At 65.6% G+C, this 19,249-nt stretch carries 14 protein-coding genes and 2 pseudogenes; 12 read left to right on the top strand and 4 right to left on the bottom strand.

Translation table 11 applies throughout. From position 1 onward, the window contains the following. Positions 1–16: 16 nt before the first annotated feature. The 4 genes and pseudogenes from BLT68_RS09545 to BLT68_RS06415 form a co-directional block, all read right to left on the bottom strand. The gene (locus BLT68_RS09545) at positions 17–364 is read right to left on the bottom strand and encodes a S66 peptidase family protein (RefSeq protein ID WP_408641283.1); all 348 of its coding nucleotides are present in this window, start codon (positions 362–364) and stop codon (positions 17–19) included. A gap of 308 nt (positions 365–672) precedes the next feature. Further along, positions 673–1,044, bottom strand: a pseudogene (locus tag BLT68_RS09540) (LD-carboxypeptidase); the annotation flags it as partial. Between the two features lie 203 nt (positions 1,045–1,247). Then, positions 1,248–2,429 carry a class I SAM-dependent methyltransferase gene (locus tag BLT68_RS06420; protein WP_074633318.1) on the bottom strand — a complete coding sequence of 394 codons (1,182 nt, stop codon included), beginning with the start codon at positions 2,427–2,429 and terminating at the stop codon, positions 1,248–1,250. 156 nt (positions 2,430–2,585) lie between these two features. Next, the gene (locus BLT68_RS06415) at positions 2,586–4,442 is read right to left on the bottom strand and encodes an alpha-L-fucosidase (protein ID WP_332838213.1); all 1,857 of its coding nucleotides are present in this window, start codon (positions 4,440–4,442) and stop codon (positions 2,586–2,588) included. A gap of 458 nt (positions 4,443–4,900) precedes the next feature. On the opposite strand from BLT68_RS06415, the gene dnaK reads away from it, so the two are divergent. The 12 genes and pseudogenes from dnaK (at position 4,901) to BLT68_RS06355 (ending at position 19,248) form a co-directional block, all read left to right on the top strand. After that, positions 4,901–6,733, top strand: a complete 1,833-nt coding sequence (dnaK, locus tag BLT68_RS06410; RefSeq protein WP_050695696.1) for a molecular chaperone DnaK — start codon at positions 4,901–4,903, stop codon at positions 6,731–6,733. Further along, a pseudogene (locus BLT68_RS06405) lies at positions 6,730–7,400 on the top strand (nucleotide exchange factor GrpE). Before dnaK ends, BLT68_RS06405 begins: the two are co-directional and overlap by 4 nt. Positions 7,401–7,436: 36 nt before the next feature. Then, positions 7,437–8,453, top strand: a complete 1,017-nt coding sequence (locus BLT68_RS06400) for a DnaJ C-terminal domain-containing protein (RefSeq protein ID WP_050695698.1) — start codon at positions 7,437–7,439, stop codon at positions 8,451–8,453. A 3-nt stretch (positions 8,454–8,456) separates the two neighbouring features. Beyond that, positions 8,457–9,014: a heat shock protein transcriptional repressor HspR gene (locus BLT68_RS06395; RefSeq protein WP_074633316.1), complete on the top strand. Its 558-nt coding sequence runs from the start codon at positions 8,457–8,459 to the stop codon at positions 9,012–9,014. 569 nt (positions 9,015–9,583) lie between these two features. Next, entirely contained in the window at positions 9,584–10,894 is a 1,311-nt protein-coding gene (locus BLT68_RS06390) for a Mur ligase family protein (protein ID WP_173546207.1), read from the top strand. Continuing rightward, positions 10,891–11,631, top strand: a complete 741-nt coding sequence (locus tag BLT68_RS06385; protein WP_074633315.1) for a type 1 glutamine amidotransferase — start codon at positions 10,891–10,893, stop codon at positions 11,629–11,631. Before BLT68_RS06390 ends, BLT68_RS06385 begins: the two co-directional genes overlap by 4 nt. A gap of 62 nt (positions 11,632–11,693) precedes the next feature. Then, positions 11,694–12,392 (top strand): hypothetical protein, encoded by a 699-nt coding sequence (locus BLT68_RS06380; protein ID WP_074633313.1) that lies wholly within the window; start codon positions 11,694–11,696, stop codon positions 12,390–12,392. Between the two features lie 92 nt (positions 12,393–12,484). Further along, positions 12,485–13,846 carry a DUF418 domain-containing protein gene (locus BLT68_RS06375; protein WP_074633312.1) on the top strand — a complete coding sequence of 454 codons (1,362 nt, stop codon included), beginning with the start codon at positions 12,485–12,487 and terminating at the stop codon, positions 13,844–13,846. Positions 13,847–14,198: 352 nt separating this feature from the next. Beyond that, positions 14,199–14,861: a type III secretion system chaperone family protein gene (locus tag BLT68_RS06370; RefSeq protein ID WP_050695702.1), complete on the top strand. Its 663-nt coding sequence runs from the start codon at positions 14,199–14,201 to the stop codon at positions 14,859–14,861. 121 nt (positions 14,862–14,982) lie between these two features. Further along, positions 14,983–17,595 carry an ATP-dependent chaperone ClpB gene (gene clpB / locus BLT68_RS06365; RefSeq protein WP_074633310.1) on the top strand — a complete coding sequence of 871 codons (2,613 nt, stop codon included), beginning with the start codon at positions 14,983–14,985 and terminating at the stop codon, positions 17,593–17,595. 76 nt (positions 17,596–17,671) lie between these two features. Continuing rightward, positions 17,672–18,448 carry a TetR/AcrR family transcriptional regulator gene (locus tag BLT68_RS06360; RefSeq protein ID WP_070778481.1) on the top strand — a complete coding sequence of 259 codons (777 nt, stop codon included), beginning with the start codon at positions 17,672–17,674 and terminating at the stop codon, positions 18,446–18,448. Then, positions 18,445–19,248 (top strand): serine hydrolase domain-containing protein, encoded by an 804-nt coding sequence (locus BLT68_RS06355; RefSeq protein WP_074633308.1) that lies wholly within the window; start codon positions 18,445–18,447, stop codon positions 19,246–19,248. Before BLT68_RS06360 ends, BLT68_RS06355 begins: the two co-directional genes overlap by 4 nt. The last annotated feature ends 1 nt before the right edge of the window (position 19,249 follow it).

Here is a 19,249-nt window from a genome sequence, read left to right as displayed (position 1 = left end):
TGCCAGCTGATATAACTCACCCAGCAAACCGGATGATCTGCTTGTCCGCATCAACAACCGCTTCAACGCCGAATGGAATGATGCACCGAGGCATTGCGTGTCCAACGTTCAGGTTGAAAACAACCGGCAGATCGGGCCTGTCGATGACCTGGGCCAGCGCCTGCCGGTACTCCTCGGCGTAGGCCCCGTCCATGGGCTTTCCGACCAGAACGCCAGAAACCGCCTCGAACACGCCTCGTTCCTTGAGGTGTTCGAGAGCCTGCCGGTACTTTTCTGGCGAGGGTTTCTCTTCGCTGGACTCCAGAAGGAGGATGCGGCCCTTCCAGTCCTCTTCATCCGGGAACAACTGGTACTCCTCGCACATGGCAGGCATGTCGGAGTGGCCTCTGCGTTGAAAAGGTCGTACAAGGAGTCGATGCATCCTCCGAGTACCCTGCCCGAGAACGCGGGCGGCCCCTGCAATAGCTCGAACCCGTGGTCGGGGAGGGCGGTCAGCGGCATTCCGACCTGATCGGGCCCGAAACTCGTCCTCTCCTCGTACCAGGTATCGCTGGGGGTGACTTCCCGAATGGTCCCGGTGGAGATCAGCTCCTCGAAGTGCTTCCGGGTATAGGGGAGCATTTCCGGGCCCAGTTCGCAGATGTCCGGGAGGAACGCCTGCCCGTAGAAAGTGCTCAGCCCCACTTTGTGGAGCATCAGATGGTTGATCGTCGTGTCTGAGAAGCCGAGGAAGACCTTGTCCGCCACGGCGTCCGCAAGCTCATCATGATCAAATAAATACGGTAAGAGGCGGTAGGTGTCGTCTCCGCCTATCGCGCACAGGATCATGTCGATCTCCGGATCGCGGAACGCCTGCAGCAGGTCCTCCGCCCGTTTCTCCGGGTGGGCCTTGACGTAATCCACTCCCATTAGGGCGTGCGGCATGAACTTTACATCCAGCCCGTATTCCTTCAGCCTGCGAACGCCTCTGTCGGACTCAAAGCGAATAAATGATTCGCCCAGGATTCCGCTCGATAGGCTCACAATCCCGATCGTTTTAATCATGATTCCTCCATGAATGCTCGCATTGTCCCCCGACATCGAGATATCGGACTCAAACCCGCGTTATCCCAATTGCTCAATCAAGCCTACCGGAAAAACATCTGAATCGGCCGCGCATCCCCGCGATCATTTCCTTTAGTGTGTTCTGATAGTGCTTTGGATCGTTTTTACGCGTTCCCTGGGCGATCAAATGATCGAAGTGTCCATCAATCACCTGCTTTTAGCGGCCGGTCATCAGCCCGCTCCAGGAGCACCGCGGTCTCCACGTGCGTCGTGTGTGGGAACATGTCGAAGACGCGGCCATGGGTCGCATGCAGGGAGGGCATGACGGCCAGGTCTTTGGCGAGAGATGCGGGGTTGCACGAGGAATAGATGACGCGGGGCGCGCCGCACTCGTTCAAGTAGGCGGCCAACGCCTCGCCGATGCCTCGGCGCGGGGGGTTCACGACGATCACGTCGGGGGTATCCGCCCTCTGAGCGCGCGCCCACGCGGTGGCGTCCTCGGCGATAAAGCGCGCGTCGTCGCGCCGGAGCCCCGCGTGGCGTGCGGCGCTGATCGCCGAGGAGATCGCGCCCGAGGACACCTCGACGCCGGTCACACGGGGGATGCCGCCGCGTGCGCACGCCAGGGCGAATCCGCCGACGCCACAGTACAGGTCCCACAGGCTGCTTGGCAGGCGACCGTCCGTCAGCGGCAGTGAAGCCCACGCGGAGGCCTGTTCGTAGAGGGACGCGGCGATGTGCGCGTTGGTCTGCGCGAACGAGCGCGGCCCCAGCTCCAGCCCCTCGACGGCCAGGGGGAGGGTGCACTCGCGAGTCAGGATGATCTCGTCGGGCCCCTCGACGATGGCCGCGTGCGTGGGGTGAATGTTCGCCGTGACGACGTGCGCGGCTGGCACCAGGTCGCGCAGCAGAGGCAGGGCGTGGCGGATGTCGGCCACGCGGTCGCGCGAGCGCAGGACGAATCGCACCATGAGGCGCTCGTTGGCCCCGGCGGTGACGAGGACGTTCTTTAGCTCCCCGCGCCTGGCGGGCACGTCGTAGGGGGTCAAGCTCAGGGTTCGGATGAAGCGCTTGAGGCCGGGCGTGGCCCGGTTGATGGCGGGGTGCTGGATGGGGCAGCCCGGCAGGTCAACGCCGCGCCGGTCGGCACCCAGGATCCCCAGGGTTGGGCGCCTGCGGGTGCCTCCGACGACGAGCTTGACGCTCGTGCGAAACCCCGCCTGGGGGGACGAGGCCGGGGCCAGCCAGCGGATGCCGCCCGCCCCCGGGACGTCCGAGAGCGCTGCCGCGACGGCCTGGGCCTTGCCCGCGAGCTGCTGTTCGTAGGGCAGGGGCAGCAGGGTGCAGGAACGGCACGTCCCGGAGTCGTAGTGGTCGCAGCGCATTCCCCAAGTGTAAGCGGGGCGGGGCATTCCATCGCGCGCCCGCCCCGCCAGGCGGTGGCCCCGGGGGCGCACCAGGCTTCGTGAGCGCCACGGCGCTGCCGGGCGGTAAGCCCGTGCCCGTGGAGGCGGCGGTATCGCCGACCTCGCTCGTGAGGGTTAGATAGCGAGAGTCGGGGTGTCGAAGGATTCGACCGTCACGGTAACGGAGGTCACGCTTGCATCCTTCCCGAAGCCTTTCAGGGCGTACGCCGGGTTGTCGTAGGCCAGGGTGATGCGCGTAGTCCGGTTCGGGTGGAGGGTAAAGGGGCCGACCCCCTTGGCCAGGTCCGCGGTGGTCAGGCCCCGGGTCTCCTGGTCGCCGACGCTGACCCTGTACGTTGCGTAGTCGTCCGTCAATCCTTTTGTGTCAAAGGAGACGAAGACGCCGGAGGCAGACGTGGCGCGGGGGGTGACGGAGGCGATGATGCTGGTTTCCCCGGTCTTGGGGGTGGGGGCCTTGAACGTTTCCAGGGCGGGGGCAAGGATCGTGGTCGTCCCCCGCCGCACGGTGGTCAGCCCGGTGGGCACGTACGTGGGTGGCCCCTTCGTGGTGACCGTGACGACGGGCAGGATCTGGTCGGGCTCGCCGGGCAGCGTGATGATCAGGTCGTTGCCCGCGGCGGTATAGGCCAGGGCGGCGTCAAAGCCGTCCAGCTTCACCGAGGTGATGCGGTTGAAGCCGGCGCCCCTGAGGGTGATCGTGCCGACCTCGGGCCAGTTCTCGATGCCCAGGTAGATGTGGGAGTCGTCGACCAGGGTCTTGCCCCAGGTTTCGATGGGGAAGTGGGCGGGGCGGGAGTTGTTGAGGATGCCGGGGTGCGCGCGGTTCCAATCCCCGATGCCCCTCAGGACCGAGGCGTCCCACGGGTCGAAGGAGCCGTCGAACTTCGGGCCGATGTTGAACAGGAATTGTCCGCCCAGGGCGACGGTGGAAAACATGTTGCCCACGACCTCGGTTATCTTCCGGTGGGCGCCGCCGGGCGCCTTGCGCAGTGCGGTCGTGTTGTCGACCTCGACGACGTGGTCCCAGTCCCCGCCGGGGCGGTCCGGGTAGCCGGTGTCCTTGAAGGTGGGGGCCGCGTCGTCCCAGTTCGCGTAGCCCCATGCCTTGTGGAAGATGGAGACGGCGGACTCCCAGGGGCCCTGGGTCAGCTCGGATTGCATCTCGTTGTCCCAGCCGACCTCGAAGTCCGCCCGGTCGTTGCCGACGCGGGAGTTGATCATGATGTCCGGCTGCAGTTCGTGTGCCCAGGCGCGCAGCTGGTCGGATTGGGTGGGGCTGGGATCGCCCATGTCGTACCAGAGCTCGGCGACCTCCCCGTACTTGCCGCCCAGGAGCTCCGTGAGCTGAGCGTGGATGTAGCCCATGTACCCCTCTTCGTCGAGGGGGTTGTCGTTCGCCCACGGGAGCTCGGGTTGCTTCTCCCAGTCGATGTTGGAGAAGTAGAGGCCGAATTTGATGCCGACCTGCTCGCAGGCCTGCGACAGCTCCAGGAGGGGGTCACGGTGGGAGGGGGACTGCCTGGTGAAGTTGTAGTCGGTCGTGGCCGTGTCCCACATGGCGAAGCCGTCGTGGTGCTTGGAGGTGACGAGCAGCATCTTCATGCCGGAATCTTTGGCCTGCTGGCACCAGGCGGTGGCGTCGAAGTGGGGGGCCGCGAAGGTGCGCGCGGTGGCCAGGTATTCGTCGCGGGGGATGCCCTGCAAGGGGATGCGTTCGTCCCAGGTCTGCCGGTGGCCCCAGGCTTTGATCTGCTCGGGGTAGCCGACTTCCTGCTTCTCGCCCTTGTACCACCCGGCGTAAGAGGAGTAGACGCCCCAGTGGATGAACATGGCGAACTTCATGTCCTGCCAGGCGGCAACCTTGTCCTTGGCGGAGGCGGCGACGGCTGCGGGGATCGCGTAGCGCGCGTCGTAGGCGGTGGGGGTGATTGTGCCTGACTGCGGGCCGTCGGCTGCTGGTGTATCGGCCAATGCGTGACCTGCCGTTCCTGGTGTCGGTGGGCTGGCGGGGCGGCAGCCAGCCAGTCGTGTCCTGATTCCGCTCGTCGTTGGTGGACGGGGCTGTCGGTCTGTGAGAGCGCTTCCAGTGTGCCAGAGAGATGGTGTTTCGCGCCACTTTCTGCGTGTGCGAAGTGTCGAGGCCGGGCTTTCGCTGCACCCACGACCCCCTATCGATGGCGCTTCGCGGGTGCGGGGTGAGGCAGCGGCGGGCTTTGGCTCAGGCGGAATATTTTTGTGGAAAGAAAGTTGAGCATGTCAGGCTCAAGTTTGAGGGGTTCGGGTTGCGGAATAAAAAGCCCGATCCTAAAGTTGAGTACATCAGACTCAAGGGTCTGTCGGGAACGCCCCGACACCATGAATCACCACGAACCAACGCGAGCCGCCCCCGCACGGCGGAGACGGCCTCGCCGATGAAAGGAAACCACACTATGGCACGTGCAGTCGGTATCGACCTGGGCACCACCAACTCTGCGATCGCCGTCCTCGAAGGCGGCGAGCCCACCATCATCCCGAACGCCGAAGGCGCCCGCACGACCCCATCGGTCGTCGCCTTCTCTAAGACCGGCGAGGTCCTGGTCGGCGAGATCGCCAAGCGCCAGGCCGTCACCAACGTCGATCGCACCATCTCCTCCGTCAAGCGCCACATGGGTACCGACTGGACCACGGAGATCGACGGCAAGAAGTACACGGCGCAGGAAATCTCCGCGCGCATCCTCCAGAAGCTGAAGGCCGACGCCGAGGCGTACCTGGGTGAGCCCGTCACCGAGGCTGTCATCACGGTTCCCGCCTACTTCAACGACGCGCAGCGCCAGGCCACCAAGGACGCCGGGCAGATCGCGGGCCTGAAGGTCGAGCGTATCGTCAACGAACCCACCGCGGCCGCCCTGGCCTACGGCCTGGAAAAGGGCAAGGAAGACGAACTCATCCTGGTCTTCGACCTGGGTGGCGGCACCTTCGATGTCTCGCTCCTCGAGGTCGGTAAGGACGAAGACAGCTTCTCCACCATCCAGGTGCGCGCCACCTCCGGCGACAATGTTCTGGGCGGCGACGATTGGGATCAGCGCATCGTCAACTGGCTGATCGACCAGGTGAAGGCAAAGACCGGCGCGGATCTGTCCAAGGATCCCGTCGCCCTCCAGCGCCTCAAGGAAGCCGCCGAGCAGGCCAAGAAGGAGCTGTCCTCCGCGACCTCCACGAACATTTCCCTGCAGTACCTGTCCATGACCGCCGACGGCCCCATCCACCTGGATGAGTCCCTGTCACGCGCCAAGTTCGAGGAGCTCACCACCGACCTGCTCGAGCGCACCAAGAAGCCCTTCCGTGACGTCATGGCCGAGGCCGGTGTCACCGTCTCCGAGATCGACCACGTCGTGCTCGTCGGCGGCTCCACCCGCATGCCCGCCGTCACCGCGGTCGTGAAGGAACTGACCGGCGGTCGCGAGCCCAACAAGGGCGTCAATCCCGACGAGGTCGTCGCCGTGGGAGCGGCCCTGCAGGCCGGCGTCATCCAGGGTGACCGCAAGGACGTCCTGCTGATCGACGTGACCCCCCTGAGCCTCGGTATCGAGACCAAGGGTGGCGTCATGACCAAGCTCATCGAACGCAACACGGCCATCCCGACCAAGGCCTCGGAGATCTTCTCCACCGCCGAGGATGGCCAGCCTTCCGTGCTCATTCAGGTCTACCAGGGCGAGCGCGAGTTTGCCCGCGACAACAAGCTGCTGGGCACCTTCGAGCTGTCCGGCATCGCCCCCGCCCCGCGTGGAGTGCCCCAGATCGAGGTCACCTTCGACATTGACGCGAACGGCATCGTCCACGTCTCCGCGAAGGACCGCGGCACCGGCAAGGAGCAGTCCGTCACCATCACCGGCGGGTCCTCCCTGCCCAAGGAAGACATCGACCGCATGGTGAAGGAAGCCGAAGAGCACGCCGCCGAGGACAAGAAGCGCCGCGAGGACGCCGACACCCGTAACCAGGCCGAGCAGGCCGTCTATTCGACGGAGAAGCTGCTCAAGGACGAGGCCGATAAGATCTCTGAGGAGACCCGCTCGGCCGTCCAGAAGGACGTCGACGCCGTCAAGGAAGCCCTCAAGGGCGACGACACTGAGGCCGTGAAGACCGCGATGGCTACCCTGTCCGAGTCCGGCATGAAGATCGGCCAGGAGATCTACGCCAAGCAGCAGGCCGAGGAGGCCCAGAAGGACACGCCCGCCCAGGACGATGTTGTGGACGCCGAGATCGTTGACGAGGACAACAAGTGAGCATCGAAGAAACCAACGGTTTCTCGGCGCCCGGCGAGGACGCTCACGCCCCCGGGGCCGACTCCCTTGAGTCGGCCCCGGTTGGCCAGGTGCCCGCCGAGCCCGAGAAGGGTGTGTCCGCCCAGGAAACGGGCCAGCGCGAGAAGGTTCAGGAGCCAACCGACGCTGCGGCCGACGACATGAGCGCCTTCGAGGAACAGGTGGAAGACTCCGACCTGGCCAATGCCCTTGAACGCATCGCCAGCGTCGAAGACCAGCTGGCGCGCGCCAACGCGGAGCTATACAACCAGGGCCAGGAGTACGCGAATTTCGTGCGGCGCTCGAAAGAAGCCATCCCCGGATACAAGACGGATGGTCAGGACGAGGTGATCGAGGCGCTGATCAGCGTCCTCGACGACATCGCGGCGGCCCGCGCCCACGGCGACCTGGAAGACGGTCCCTTTGCGTCGATCGCCTCCAAGCTCGAGGACACCCTCAAGACGCGCTTCGAACTCGAGCGCTACGGCGCCGAGGGCGACGATTTTGACCCGACCCTGCACGACGCGCTCATGGCCACCACCAGCGCGGACGTCGACCATCCCGTCATCGGGCAGGTCCTCACCAGCGGGTATCGCCGGGGGAACGCGTCGTTCGCGCCGCGAAGGTGCTGGTGAACAACCCTGAATAAGGCAACGCTCGCGACTGGAAAGGAGGTGAGGCGCGCATGAGCGAACAGGAGTGGCTCTCCAAGGATTTCTACAAGGTCCTCGGGGTCGACAAGAAGGCGGATAAGAAAACCGTTACGAAGGCCTACCGCAAGCTGGCGCGGCGCTGGCACCCGGATCAGAACCCGGGCGATAAGGCGGCGGAAGCAAAGTTCAAGGACATCGGCGAGGCCTACGCCGTCCTGTCCAACGACGCGGATCGTAAGCGCTATGACGCGATTCGCGCTATGACCGGCGGTGGGGCGCGCTTTTCCGCCGGGTCGGGAGCCGCCGGGGGATTCGAGGATCTGTTCGGCGCCTTCGGCGGCGGGGGTGGCGGCGGACCCCGGGTGCGCTTCCAGACGTCCGGGGGCCCCGGGGCCCCCGGCTTCGAGGACATCCTCTCGGGCCTCTTCGGCGGTGGCGCGGGCGCACGCGCGGGAACGCGCGACGCCTTCGGTGCCTCCTCGCGCGCGACGCCCACGCCCGAAAAGGGCGGGACGCTGCGTGCAAAACTGTCCATCACGTTTCGGCAGGCGCTCACCGGGGCGACCCTGACCATCAAGGTCGGCGGCTCCCCGATTAAGGTCCGCATCCCCGCCGGCATCAGGGACGGCCAGAAGGTTCGCGTCAAAGGGCACGGAAGGCCCGGCACGTACGGTGGCCCGGCGGGCGACCTGGAGGTTACCGTCACGGTCAAGCCGCACCCCGTTTACTCGCGGGAAGGGAACGACCTGGTGCTCACGCTCCCCGTCACGGTGTCCGAGGCAATCCTGGGTGCCGTCGTCGACGTGCCCACAATCGATGGAACCACCGCCGCCGTGAAGGTGCCTGCGGGATCCTCGTCGGGCACGCAGATCCGCGTGCGCGGGGCGGGAGTGAGGGGCTCGCAGGCGGTGGGTGACTTGATCGCCCGTGTCTCCATTCAGCTTCCCGACAAGCCCGGCCGTGAACTGAAGAAGCTGGCCAAGGCGTTTGCGCAGGCCGAGGGGAACAGGGATGTGCGCGCCTCTCTGGTGAGGGACGCCGAGGAGTAGCTCATGACGACAACGGGTTCGGATGATGCAATCACTTTCGTCATCTCTGTCGCGGCGGAGCTGTCCGGTATGCACCCGCAAACCCTGCGTCAGTATGACCGACTCGGCCTGGTGATCCCCGCCCGCACGAAGGGGCGGGGCAGGCGCTACACGAAGCGCGACGTGCAGCGCCTGCGCGACGTGCAGCGAATGAGCCAGGAGGAGGGGATCAACCTGGCGGGTATCCGGCGCATTCTCGAGCTTGAGCGCCGGGTCGAGGTCCTGGAGGCCGAGTGCGAGGGGCTGCGTGCGGCGGTTTTAGCGGCAGAGGCTCGCCGAAACCGGGTGTTCGCGGCGTCCCCCGACGGTCAGGTCATGCCCATGCGGCGCGGCCAGCGCTCGGGGGACCGTTCCGCGCAGGCTGCGGCTTCCTCCAGCGGTTCGCTGACTGTGTGGAACCCGATGCGCGCGCTCGCCGCACTGAGTGCCACCGGGGGTACGGTGGGTGCTGCGGCACCGAGGGCGGGAGATCGGGTGGGCGTGCGCGCGGTCGTCGAAGGGACGATCGTGTCCCGTCGGTAGGGAATCGATGCGTCGATGCGCAACCCGACTGCGGGACCCATCCACCGGATGGGTCCCGCAGCCTCATCCGATCAAGGAGCCGGGGCACACAGGATCCTCGATCGAAGCCTGTAACAGGCGACAGGCTCTCGCCTGCTGGTGCTAGTCTTACCAGGTCACAGCTGGTTTTGATAGTCGGTGGTCGCTGCGGGCAGCGGTTCGCACAAATGTGCAGGGGTGGTGCGGATTGCGTGCGTCAGATGCGCTGGTCTCTCGCGGCAGATTCCCTCGGCTGTCGCCTCCGCTTTCGCGGTTGTTTTTCCTTGCAATTGCACTCATTTCGACGGCTCTGCGCCGTGCCTCCTGGCAGGTGTCGAAACGGATTGTGTTGCACGGATGTGTCGATGGCATCACAGCGACATGGTGCAGGTAACGCCAATGTGGCATGTGTAACTATATGTGTGGGCCTGCTGTGAAACGGCGTGTCGCGCGAGTGGGCCCGCCCCCAAAGCGGGTCCGCGCCCGGTCCTGGTCTCCTTCGGCGCCAACAGGCGACGCGTCCGGGGCTCCGCATGCGTTACCGTGGGAGCATGACGAACTCAACGCATCACCTATCGGTGCGCTCGCGCGTGGCTAACGCGGCCGGCATGGCCGCCCGCTTCGCTTCCCGAGCACTCGGGCGCGGATCGGGTGGCATGATCGGGGGAGAGGTCGCGATGCGTCTGTCCCCGAGGTTCCTCGCCGAACTCGCCGCCGCCTATTCCTGTGTCATCATCACGGGAACCAACGGAAAGTCGACGACCACACGCATGGTGCGAGCCGCCCTGGAAAGCGCCGGATCCGTCGCCTCCAACACCAACGGCGACAACATGACCTCCGGCGTCATCACGGCGCTCATGCGCGGCAAGGACGCTGCGCGCGCGGCCCTCGAAGTCGATGAGATGCACGTGCCCGCCGTGGCGGCGGAGGTGGATCCCGCAGTTTTTGTCTACCTAAACCTCTCTCGCGACCAGCTCGATCGCGTGGGCGAGATCGGCTCGGTCGAACGACGCCTGCGCGAGGGCGCCGCGGCTCACCCAGGTGCCGTCATCGTCGCCAACTGCGACGACCCGCTGGTCGTTTCCGCAGCGGCTGACAACCCGAACGTCGTGTGGGTCGCCGCGGGTGCCGGATGGGGAGGCGACTCGGCCGCATACCCCAGGGGCGGGCGCGTCGTTCGCGGCGATGGCGGCTGGCACCTGATCCCCGCATTCGAGGGAGAGGAACTGCCCTCCCTGAATCGCAGGCCCACCCCCCACTGGTGGCTCACCGATGTTGATCTGGCCCCCGAGGGGCCACGAGCGCTGCTCCACGGCCCAAACGACACCGCCGTCCCCCTGGCGCTCAAGCTGCCCGGGCGCGCGAACCTGGGCAACGCCGCGCAGGCCGTCGCCGCGGCCGTCGCCATGGGGATCGACCCCGTCATCGCCGCCCAGGCCGTCAGTGAGGTCACGGAGGTGGCGGGACGCTACTCGGTCCACGACGTAGACGGGCGACGCTCCCGACTCATGCTGGCGAAGAATCCCGCCGGCTGGCAGGAAGCCATGACGATGATCGACCCCGGCGCCGCACAGGTCGTCATCGGCGTCAACGGACAGGTGCCCGACGGGCAGGATCTCTCGTGGCTGTGGGACGTGGACTTCTCCCTGGTGAACCAGCCAGGTCGGCGCGTTATCGCCTGCGGTGAACGCGGTGCCGACCTGGCCGTGCGCCTCGAATACGCAGGCGTTCACTGCGAGCTCGCGTCGACACCGATGGATGCCCTGGCACTGTGCGAACCCGGTCGCGTGGAGGTGCTCCTGAACTACACGGCCATGCGCGACTTCACGATCGTGCTCGACCGAAAGGAAGGGAAGAAGTGAGCGTTTCAACGCTGCGTATCGGTGTCCTTATGCCCGAGGTGCTGGGCACCTACGGAGACGCGGGCAACGCCCTGATCCTGGCGGAACGTGCCCGCAGGCGCGGTATCGACGCCGAGGTGGTTCACGTCGGCCTGACCGACCCGATCCCCGATAGCCTGGACATCTACACGCTCGGCGGGGGAGAGGACACCGCGCAGGCGCTCGCGGCCGCGAGGTTCAGGGGCACGTCGGGCCTGGCCCGCGCCCTCGACGCCGGGCGCCCGCTGCTGGCGATCTGCGCGTCATTGCAGGTGCTGGGGCACTGGTATGAGGATGCAAGCACTACCCGCGTAGCCGGCATGGGAGTCCTCGATATCACGACGCAGCCGCAGGGCCACCGAGCCATCGGCGAGTTGGTCTCCACTCCGCTCATAGAGGGGCTGACCCAGCCCCTCACCGGCTTCGAAAATCACGGTGGTGCAACGGTCCTCGGTCCCGATGCGGCCCCCTTAGGGCGCGTCGTCGCGGGGGTGGGTAACGGGATGCCCGAGGGCGCAGCTGCCCCCGAGCTGACGTACGATGGGGCGATCCAGGGTTCTATCGTCGCCACCTACATGCACGGTCCCGTGCTGGCTCGTAACCCGGAGCTGGCGGATCTGCTGTTGACGCGCGCGACCGGAGCCGAGCTGGATCCCCTTGAAATACCCGGGGTGGATGAGCTGCGGAGGCAGCGCCTCCAGGGCGTTCATTTCCCGTGATGCGCGGTCGGGTTCTGGGCGCTGCTATGCTTGAGAAAACTCATCTCCGGGAAGGTTAACTCATGTCGAATCCCACTCCCTACGGCGTTCCCGACGGACAGGGCACCCCCTGGCCGCAGTATGACCAGGGCGGCGCGAGTGCCCCGACGCCCGGAGCACCCCAGGGCACTCCAGGTGCCGCCTACGGTGGCGGCTATGGGGGATTGGCGACGGCGGCCACCGGTAAGCTGCCCAGTCGCGCCCCCGGAACGATCATGATTGTCTTGGGCGTTGTCATGATGCTCATCGTCGCCCCGGTCGTCTTCTTCGTGGCGATGTACACGGGTTCTCAGAGGCTGGCCGATATCGCCGTCGAAAGCCAGGCTATTCGCAACGGCGATTCCGTTGAGGTGACGGATAGCGGCAGGTACACGGTCGTAGTTGGCAACGGAAACGCAGATTCTTGCACCATGACTGATGCGAATGGCCAGGCGCACTCGATGAAACCCTTCCAGGGTGCGCGGAACGTCTATTCGCTGGACGGGCTGACGCCGGGGACCTACAAGGTCCAGTGCGATGGCATGGACCAGAAATCTAACTTGACGGGCATGAACATAGGTGCCGGCGATCTGATGTCGTTGTTGGGAAGCGCGCTTATCTGGTCGACGGTTGTCGGCGTGGGCGGCATCATTGTGATGATCGTCGGCATCGTTTTGGTTGTGCGAGCTAATCGCAGGCGGCGCGCGATTCGGCAGCAGGCGATGATGTCGGCCATCGGCTGACGCAAGCGGCCTGGCGGGGCGAGGGGCGAGAGCTTGTTCGGCCTCGCCTCTCGCCGTGCGTCACGCCAACGGATTGACGCGAGAGGAACCCCATGTCCACCCTGTCCTTCACGGGAGAACGTCAGCTGCGTTTTCCCTCTCCCGACGTTGCGCGCGGATTCATGCTGGCGCTGATCGCCCTGGCGAACGTGCCCTGGTGGTTGAAGTACTTCCCGGACTACCCGGCGAACGGCACCGCGATGGTGGAGGCTATGAGCGCCGCCGACCAGTGGTGGTTCGTCGCGCGCACCCTTTTCGTCGATCGCCGCGCCTACCCGCTCTTTTCGATTTTGTTCGGATTCGGCATGGCGATCATGGCGGCCCGCACCATTGAGCGAGAGCGACGCGCGGCCAGGGAGGCCCTGCCGACCGAGATCAGCGCCGGATGGGCACCCGTCCAGTGGCAGATTTTCAATGAGGAAGTGGAGCGTCGGGCGCGCCGCGCCGCCTCACGGTTGATCCGCCGCCGCGGCTGGTGGATGCTGGCCTTCGGAGCCCTGCACGGAATCGTGTTCGCGGGCGACATCATCGGTTCCTACGGTCTGGTCGCGGTCGTCTTCGCCGAGGTCATCGTCTCCGCGCGCGCGTGGCTGATGAGCCTTATCGCCGCCGTCTTCACGGCGTTCAGCCTGTGGTCGATGTGGGGGATCGCGATGGTCGTGGGGAGCGCCCCCATGGCGCTGGCCGCCGCCCCTCGGGGAACGCTTCGGTTGACCTATCCGCTGATGTCGCTCGGCGAGTGGGCGGGCATCACTCCCGTGACGACCCTGCTGTCCCTCGTGGTCCCCTGCGTCATGATCGGCGTCGGCGTCGCACGATGGGGGCTCCTACAGGATCCGCGCGGACGCGGCGCGCTCCTCGGGGCCATCGCTGTCGGTGGCCTCGCCGTGGGAGCTGTCGGCGGCCTCCCCTATGCGCTCGGCCAGTTGGGCTGGGGTTTCGTGGGGGCGGGGACCTGGGCGAATCCGCTGTTCCACGCCTCCGGTGTCGTGGGCGCGTGCGGGTGGCTGGCTCTCCTGGCGCTCGTGGGTGGTGGCCCGCGTGAGAACCTCGGCACGGTCTGTACCTTCTTCAGTGCCATCGGACGGCGTTCGATGACCGCGTACCTGTCGCAGACGATTCTCTTTGCCGGCGTGTTTGGCGCGCTCGGAGTGTTCGGCGTGCGCGTTGTCGGTGACGCGGTAGGTGGTTTGATCGCCCTTTGCGTGTGGGCGTTTATCGGGATCGGGTGTGTCCTGGCCGAGGCGGCGGGATCGTCGCGCGGTCCGGCTGAGCGGGCGCTGCGAGGATTGGTCTCTCGCAGCGCGCGGTCGCTGCCCCTGCCGTCCCTGCCGATGCCGGTCGCTCCGTCCGCGATGGTCCCGCCCGCGCCCGCCGCGCAGGGGATTCCGAATGGCGGCGAAACGCAAGGTTGATTTCACTAGTCGAAAAATGGGTAGCCCGCAAGAGATGTAGCATAATGTGAGCAACATTACATTAGTGTAATTGCTGTGTTGGGTCCCCCGGGTGAGCTGCAGTGATGGTTCCATCCCCGCTCCTCACATGTGCTGCGCGTGCTCAAGATGGCCCCAAAGCGTTGGTTTTTCGCTGATTCTGCGCTACTGTAAAGCCATCGATACACATGCTGATGACACGTCGTGGTGAGCAGAGGAGGTGGCCAATGGGTGTGCATACGCAGATTAACGGCGGTGGCGGCCTGTGTGGATCCACCCCGGAGGCAGACGCAGCGATGCGTCAGGGATAATCAACGCGAGTAGGAGAGTCGTCATGGGCTGGCTGTGGCGGGAGGGCGCCGACGGGGGAAACGACGGCGAAAAAACGCCTCGTGGCCACACTCCGTCTCACGATGCCGCCTCCGATGTGGAACAATGGGGGAGGGGCAACGAAGCGACGGTGGAAGGAATTGCCACGGGTAATTCAGAGTTCGAAGCGAACCGCTTTGATATGGTTCGTCCCATCACGCAGGAGCGGCTGGGACTCCTCTTTGATTCCGAAGGGTGGAGCTGGCGCATTGATGGCGACGGCGATCTGTGCGGCCTGTGGGAGGGACATCTGTTTTGCTTCCGCTTCCTGGGGGACTCGCGCGAGGTCCTCTCGATCGTTGCCTTCATGAAGCAGCTCGTCCCCGCCGAGTACGGGGATGACCTGCGCGATTTCCTGCAGGCCTGGCACGGGGAATTCCTCTGGCCCAAATCCTATGCGGCCGACCGGGTTGACGGCAACCGCGTTGTGGCCGAGGTGAACGGTGACTACGAGTACGGTGCCACGGACGCGCAGCTGGTGCAGCAGGTGATGTGTGCGCTGGCCACGACTCTGCAGCTGTTTCGGGCGCTCGCGGAGCGCTACGGCCTCGACGATGATGAGGGGCCGGGAGGGTCGGGCGGGCATCAGCGCGGCTTCGACGGACCCACCTGGCTTCCGGAAGACTGAGCTGTCTCCTCGACCTCATAGAACATTGAGTGGAATAGACTCAACTTTGCTTTCGTTGTGCTAGTCAAGGCGTTGAGAACCATCGACGCAACGGTGCAAACAATTTGGAGGAACAATTCTCATGGCACGTGAGATGACGACGAAAGCGCAGGAGGCAGTCGCCTCCGCGCTCCAGGCCGCTTCGGCGGCCGGGAACCCGCAGGTTGAGCCCATCCACCTGCTCGAAGCGCTCATCGAACAGAGCGAAGGCATCGCGCTGGCTCTTCTGGAAGCGGTGGGAGCCGACTCCCGTGCAATCGGCGCGCACACCCGAAACTCGCTCGTGGCACTGCCCTCAACCCAGGGGGTGTCCGCGGGGGCGGCGCATCCCTCGCGAGCACTGGTTGCCGTCGTTCAGGACGCCAGCGAGCGCGCCGAGAAAGCGGGGGACCAGTACGTGTCCACCGAGCACCTGCTCATCGCCTTGGCGGCCTCGGACAGCGAGGCGGGGCGTGTCCTCACCCGGGGCGGGGCCACAGCCGAGGCCCTGACGCAGGCTCTCGCCCAGCTGCGCCCCGACCCGATCACCTCGGCGGACCCCGAAGGCTCCTTTGAAGCCCTGTCCAAGTACGGCCGCGACCTCACCGAGGTCGCGCGCGAGGGCAAGCTCGACCCCGTCATCGGGCGCGATAATGAGATTCGGCGCGTCATCCAGGTCCTCTCGCGCCGCACGAAGAACAACCCCGTGCTGATCGGCGAGCCGGGCGTCGGCAAGACCGCCGTCGTCGAAGGCTTGGCTCAGCGCATCGTCGCGGGGGATGTCCCCGAGTCCCTGCGCGACAAGCGGCTGGTTTCCCTGGACGTGTCCTCAATGGTCGCCGGCGCGAAGTATCGCGGCGAGTTCGAGGAGCGCCTCAAGGCAGTCCTGGCCGAGATCGCTCGCTCCGATGGCCAGATCATCACCTTCATCGACGAGCTGCACACCGTCGTCGGAGCGGGCGGCGGCTCCGAAGGCGCCATGGACGCGGGCAACATGCTCAAACCCATGCTGGCGCGCGGGGAGCTGCGCATGGTCGGCGCGACCACGCTGGACGAGTACCGCGAGAACATCGAAAAGGACCCCGCGCTTGAGCGCCGTTTCCAGCAGGTGTTCGTCGGCGAACCCTCGGTGGAGGACACGATCGCAATCCTGCGCGGCATCGCCCCGAAGTACGAGGCGCACCATAAGGTGACCATCTCCGACGGGGCGCTGGTCGCCGCGGCAACGCTGTCGAACCGGCACATATCGGGCCGTCAGCTGCCCGATAAGGCCATTGATCTGATCGACGAGGCCGCCTCGCGCCTGCGTATGGAGCTGGATTCCTCGCCGGTCGAGATCGACGAGTTGCACCGCAGCGTGGATCGCCTGCGCATGGAGGAATCCTACCTGGCCGAGTCCGATCCCGACGGGGACGACGCGGCCACCCAGGAGCGTTTGAGCAGGCTGCGCGCCGACCTGGCGGATCGCGAGGAGCGGCTGCGCGCCCTGACCGCGCGCTGGGAGGCCGAGAAGGCCGGGCATAACCGCGTGGGCGACCTGCGCGCCCAGCTGGACTCGATGCGCACGCAGCTGGAGCTGGCGGTGCGAGAGGGGCGCTGGGAGGAAGCCGGTCGCCTGCAAAATGGCGAGATTCCAGCGGTTGAACGCCAAATCGCCGAAGAGGAGGCGCGGGCTAAGGCCCAGGAATCCCCCGGCGATCAGGAACCCATGATCGCCGAAAAGGTCGGTCCCGCCGAGATCGCCGAGGTGATCGAAGGCTGGACGGGTATCCCCACGGGAAAGCTCCTGCAGACCGAGACCGACAAGCTCTTACACATGGAGGCGGAGCTGGGCAAGCGCCTGATTGGTCAGGCGGACGCCGTTCGTGCGGTCTCCGACGCGGTGCGCCGTTCGCGCGCGGGGTTGTCCGACCCGAACCGTCCCACCGGTTCCTTCCTGTTCCTGGGGCCCACGGGCGTCGGAAAGACCGAGCTGGCCAAGTCGCTGGCGGAGTTTCTTTTTGATGATGAGCGGGCCATGGTTCGCATCGACATGTCCGAGTACTCGGAGAAGCACTCGGTCGCTCGACTGGTCGGCGCCCCTCCGGGGTACGTCGGCTACGAACAGGGCGGTCAACTGACCGAAGCTGTGCGCCGTCGGCCGTATTCGGTGGTCCTCTTGGACGAAGTTGAAAAGGCCGATCCTGAGATCTTCGACATTCTCTTGCAGGTTCTTGATGACGGGCGTCTCACCGACGGCCAGGGGCGGACGGTGGACTTCCGTCACACCATCTTGATCCTCACGTCGAACCTGGGGTCTCAGTTCCTGGCGGATCCGGATTTGACACCCGATGGCAAACGGGAGGCCGTCATGTCTGTCGTTCGCGCAAGTTTTCGCCCGGAGTTTCTTAACCGATTGGATGAGACTGTCGTATTTGACACACTTACTCCCGAAAACCTGGCCGAAATCGTGGATCTGCTGGTGTGCTCGATGCAAGACCGTTTGCGCGACCGCCGTATTGGCTTGACAGTGAGTGAATCTGCGCGCAGTTGGCTGGCTCGCGTGGGCTTTGATCCCGCGTTTGGGGCGCGTCCGTTGCGACGCTTGATTCAGCGTGAGATAGGGGATCGATTGGCAAAGTTGCTGCTGAGCGGCGACGTGCAAGATGGTCAGAATGTGACTGCTGACATCGACAATTCCATTGACGGGCTTGTCATGAATGTTGATAATCCCTGAGATAGCGCGCTACACTGACAACCAGTTTGTATTTCGGACCCTCGTAATGCGGCGTCCGCGACAGCAGGAGATGAGTATGACAACCCAGAGGAAGGCCCGTGGCGCTTACTCCGTCGGGCAGGCGACGCGCGAATCCATCCTCTCGGCAGCTATGGTCCTGATTGCAGAGCGAGGCTATAACGGTTTCTCTCTGCGTGACCTCGGTCGTCGAGTCGGTATTTCGCACCCCGCCGTCGTCTATCACTTCCCCTCAAAGGAAGCGATCCTGCGCAGCGCGATTCAGCGTCACGAGGAGATGAACGCCCTCTTCGACGTCACCATTAACGACGAAACGGAAGGTGGCTTTGACGAAGGCGGAATTACCGCAGGCTCTTTTGTTGACTGGGCGGTCGGCGAGATGCGTTTCGCCATGAAGCCCGGCGCGGACGCCGCCATCGCCCTGGACTGTGTTTTGTGGGCCGAGGCCTCCTCCGAGGCGCACCCCGCACACACCCACTACAAGTACCGCACGCAGCAGATGGAGGAAGCCCTCGCCGTCATGATTCAGAACTTCGTCGAGGAGGAGGGAACCGATATCGGCACCACCCCCCGTACTCTCGCGAAGATACTGATCCGCTACTGGTACGGATCGGTCGTCTCGGCGCGCTATAACGACGAGCCGATCGACGCCCGCGAATTCGTCGCTGACTTCCTGGCCGTGTGCGTGCAGCTCCTGCACCTGCCCGCACACTACGTGCTGCAGCTCGGCGCGGCCGTTCCTGAGGAGGTCGCCGAGGTCTACGCGCGAACGCTGCGTAAGATCAGCGAGAAGACCGCCGCCGTCGAAGCGGCAGCCCCGGAGGCTACCGCGTGATCGCACCCCTGCCGTCTTTCGATGTCGCCCTCGTCCTTCGCGTCGGGGGCGACATCGTCTATTCGTACGGCGATAGCGGGCGGGTGTTCCCGCTGGCGTCAGTGACCAAGCCGATCGTTGCGTGGTCGGTGCTGATAGCCGTTGAGCGCGGCCTGATTACGCTGGATGATCCCGTCGGAGTGCCGGGAGCGACGGTGCGTCACCTGCTGTCTCACGCCTCGGGCCTGCCCTTTGAGGGACGTCGGGCGGTGGCGGCTCCGCTGAAGCGGCGAATCTACTCCAACGAGGGCTACGACGTGCTGGGCGAGGCCGTCGCGGCGGCGACGGGTGTCGGTGTCGCGGACTGGGTGCGAAACACCGTCTTCGAGCCCCTGGGCATGGATTCGGCCGACATCCCCGGCAGCCCCGCCCACGCCGGAATCGCCAGCGCCGCCGATCTCAGCCTCTTCGGGGCGGAGCTTGCATGCCCAAGCCTGATCAGCGAGCCACTGGCCGCGCTGGCGGCGACGTCGCAGTTCCCCGCGCTGGCCGGGGTCGTGCCCGGATACGGGCGCCACGCGCCGTGTCCGTGGGGCCTCGGCCTGGAGATTCGGGGCGATAAGTCGCCGCACTGGACTGCGCCCGACGCCTCCCCGCGCACGATCGGGCACTTCGGGCAGTCGGGTTCTTTCGTGTGGGCCGACCGTGACCTGGGGGCGAGCGCTTGCTTTGTGGGCGCCAGGCCGTTCGGCCAGTGGCATCGCGACAACTGGCCTGCCCTCAATGCCGCGCTGGTGAAACTCGCGCGGCAGCGAGCCTGAA

Origin of the sequence: Schaalia meyeri (assembly GCF_900105015.1) — a bacterium.
Classification (GTDB): domain Bacteria; phylum Actinomycetota; class Actinomycetes; order Actinomycetales; family Actinomycetaceae; genus Pauljensenia; species Pauljensenia meyeri.
The sequence above is the reverse complement of the archived record's forward strand: the minus strand, read 5'-3'. Positions and strand labels throughout refer to the sequence as shown.

What these genes read in the sequence shown, in the direction of transcription:
- BLT68_RS09545 (WP_408641283.1), bottom strand. Translation starts at nt 364, where the DNA reads ATGTGCGAGGAGTACCAGTTGTTCCCGGATGAAGAGGACTGGAAGGGC.
- BLT68_RS06420 (WP_074633318.1), bottom strand. Translation starts at nt 2,429, where the DNA reads ATGCGCTGCGACCACTACGACTCCGGGACGTGCCGTTCCTGCACCCTG.
- dnaK (WP_050695696.1), top strand. Translation starts at nt 4,901, where the DNA reads ATGGCACGTGCAGTCGGTATCGACCTGGGCACCACCAACTCTGCGATC.
- BLT68_RS06400 (WP_050695698.1), top strand. Translation starts at nt 7,437, where the DNA reads ATGAGCGAACAGGAGTGGCTCTCCAAGGATTTCTACAAGGTCCTCGGG.
- BLT68_RS06395 (WP_074633316.1), top strand. Translation starts at nt 8,457, where the DNA reads ATGACGACAACGGGTTCGGATGATGCAATCACTTTCGTCATCTCTGTC.
- BLT68_RS06390 (WP_173546207.1), top strand. Translation starts at nt 9,584, where the DNA reads ATGACGAACTCAACGCATCACCTATCGGTGCGCTCGCGCGTGGCTAAC.
- BLT68_RS06380 (WP_074633313.1), top strand. Translation starts at nt 11,694, where the DNA reads ATGTCGAATCCCACTCCCTACGGCGTTCCCGACGGACAGGGCACCCCC.
- BLT68_RS06375 (WP_074633312.1), top strand. Translation starts at nt 12,485, where the DNA reads ATGTCCACCCTGTCCTTCACGGGAGAACGTCAGCTGCGTTTTCCCTCT.
- BLT68_RS06370 (WP_050695702.1), top strand. Translation starts at nt 14,199, where the DNA reads ATGGGCTGGCTGTGGCGGGAGGGCGCCGACGGGGGAAACGACGGCGAA.
- clpB (WP_074633310.1), top strand. Translation starts at nt 14,983, where the DNA reads ATGGCACGTGAGATGACGACGAAAGCGCAGGAGGCAGTCGCCTCCGCG.
- BLT68_RS06360 (WP_070778481.1), top strand. Translation starts at nt 17,672, where the DNA reads ATGACAACCCAGAGGAAGGCCCGTGGCGCTTACTCCGTCGGGCAGGCG.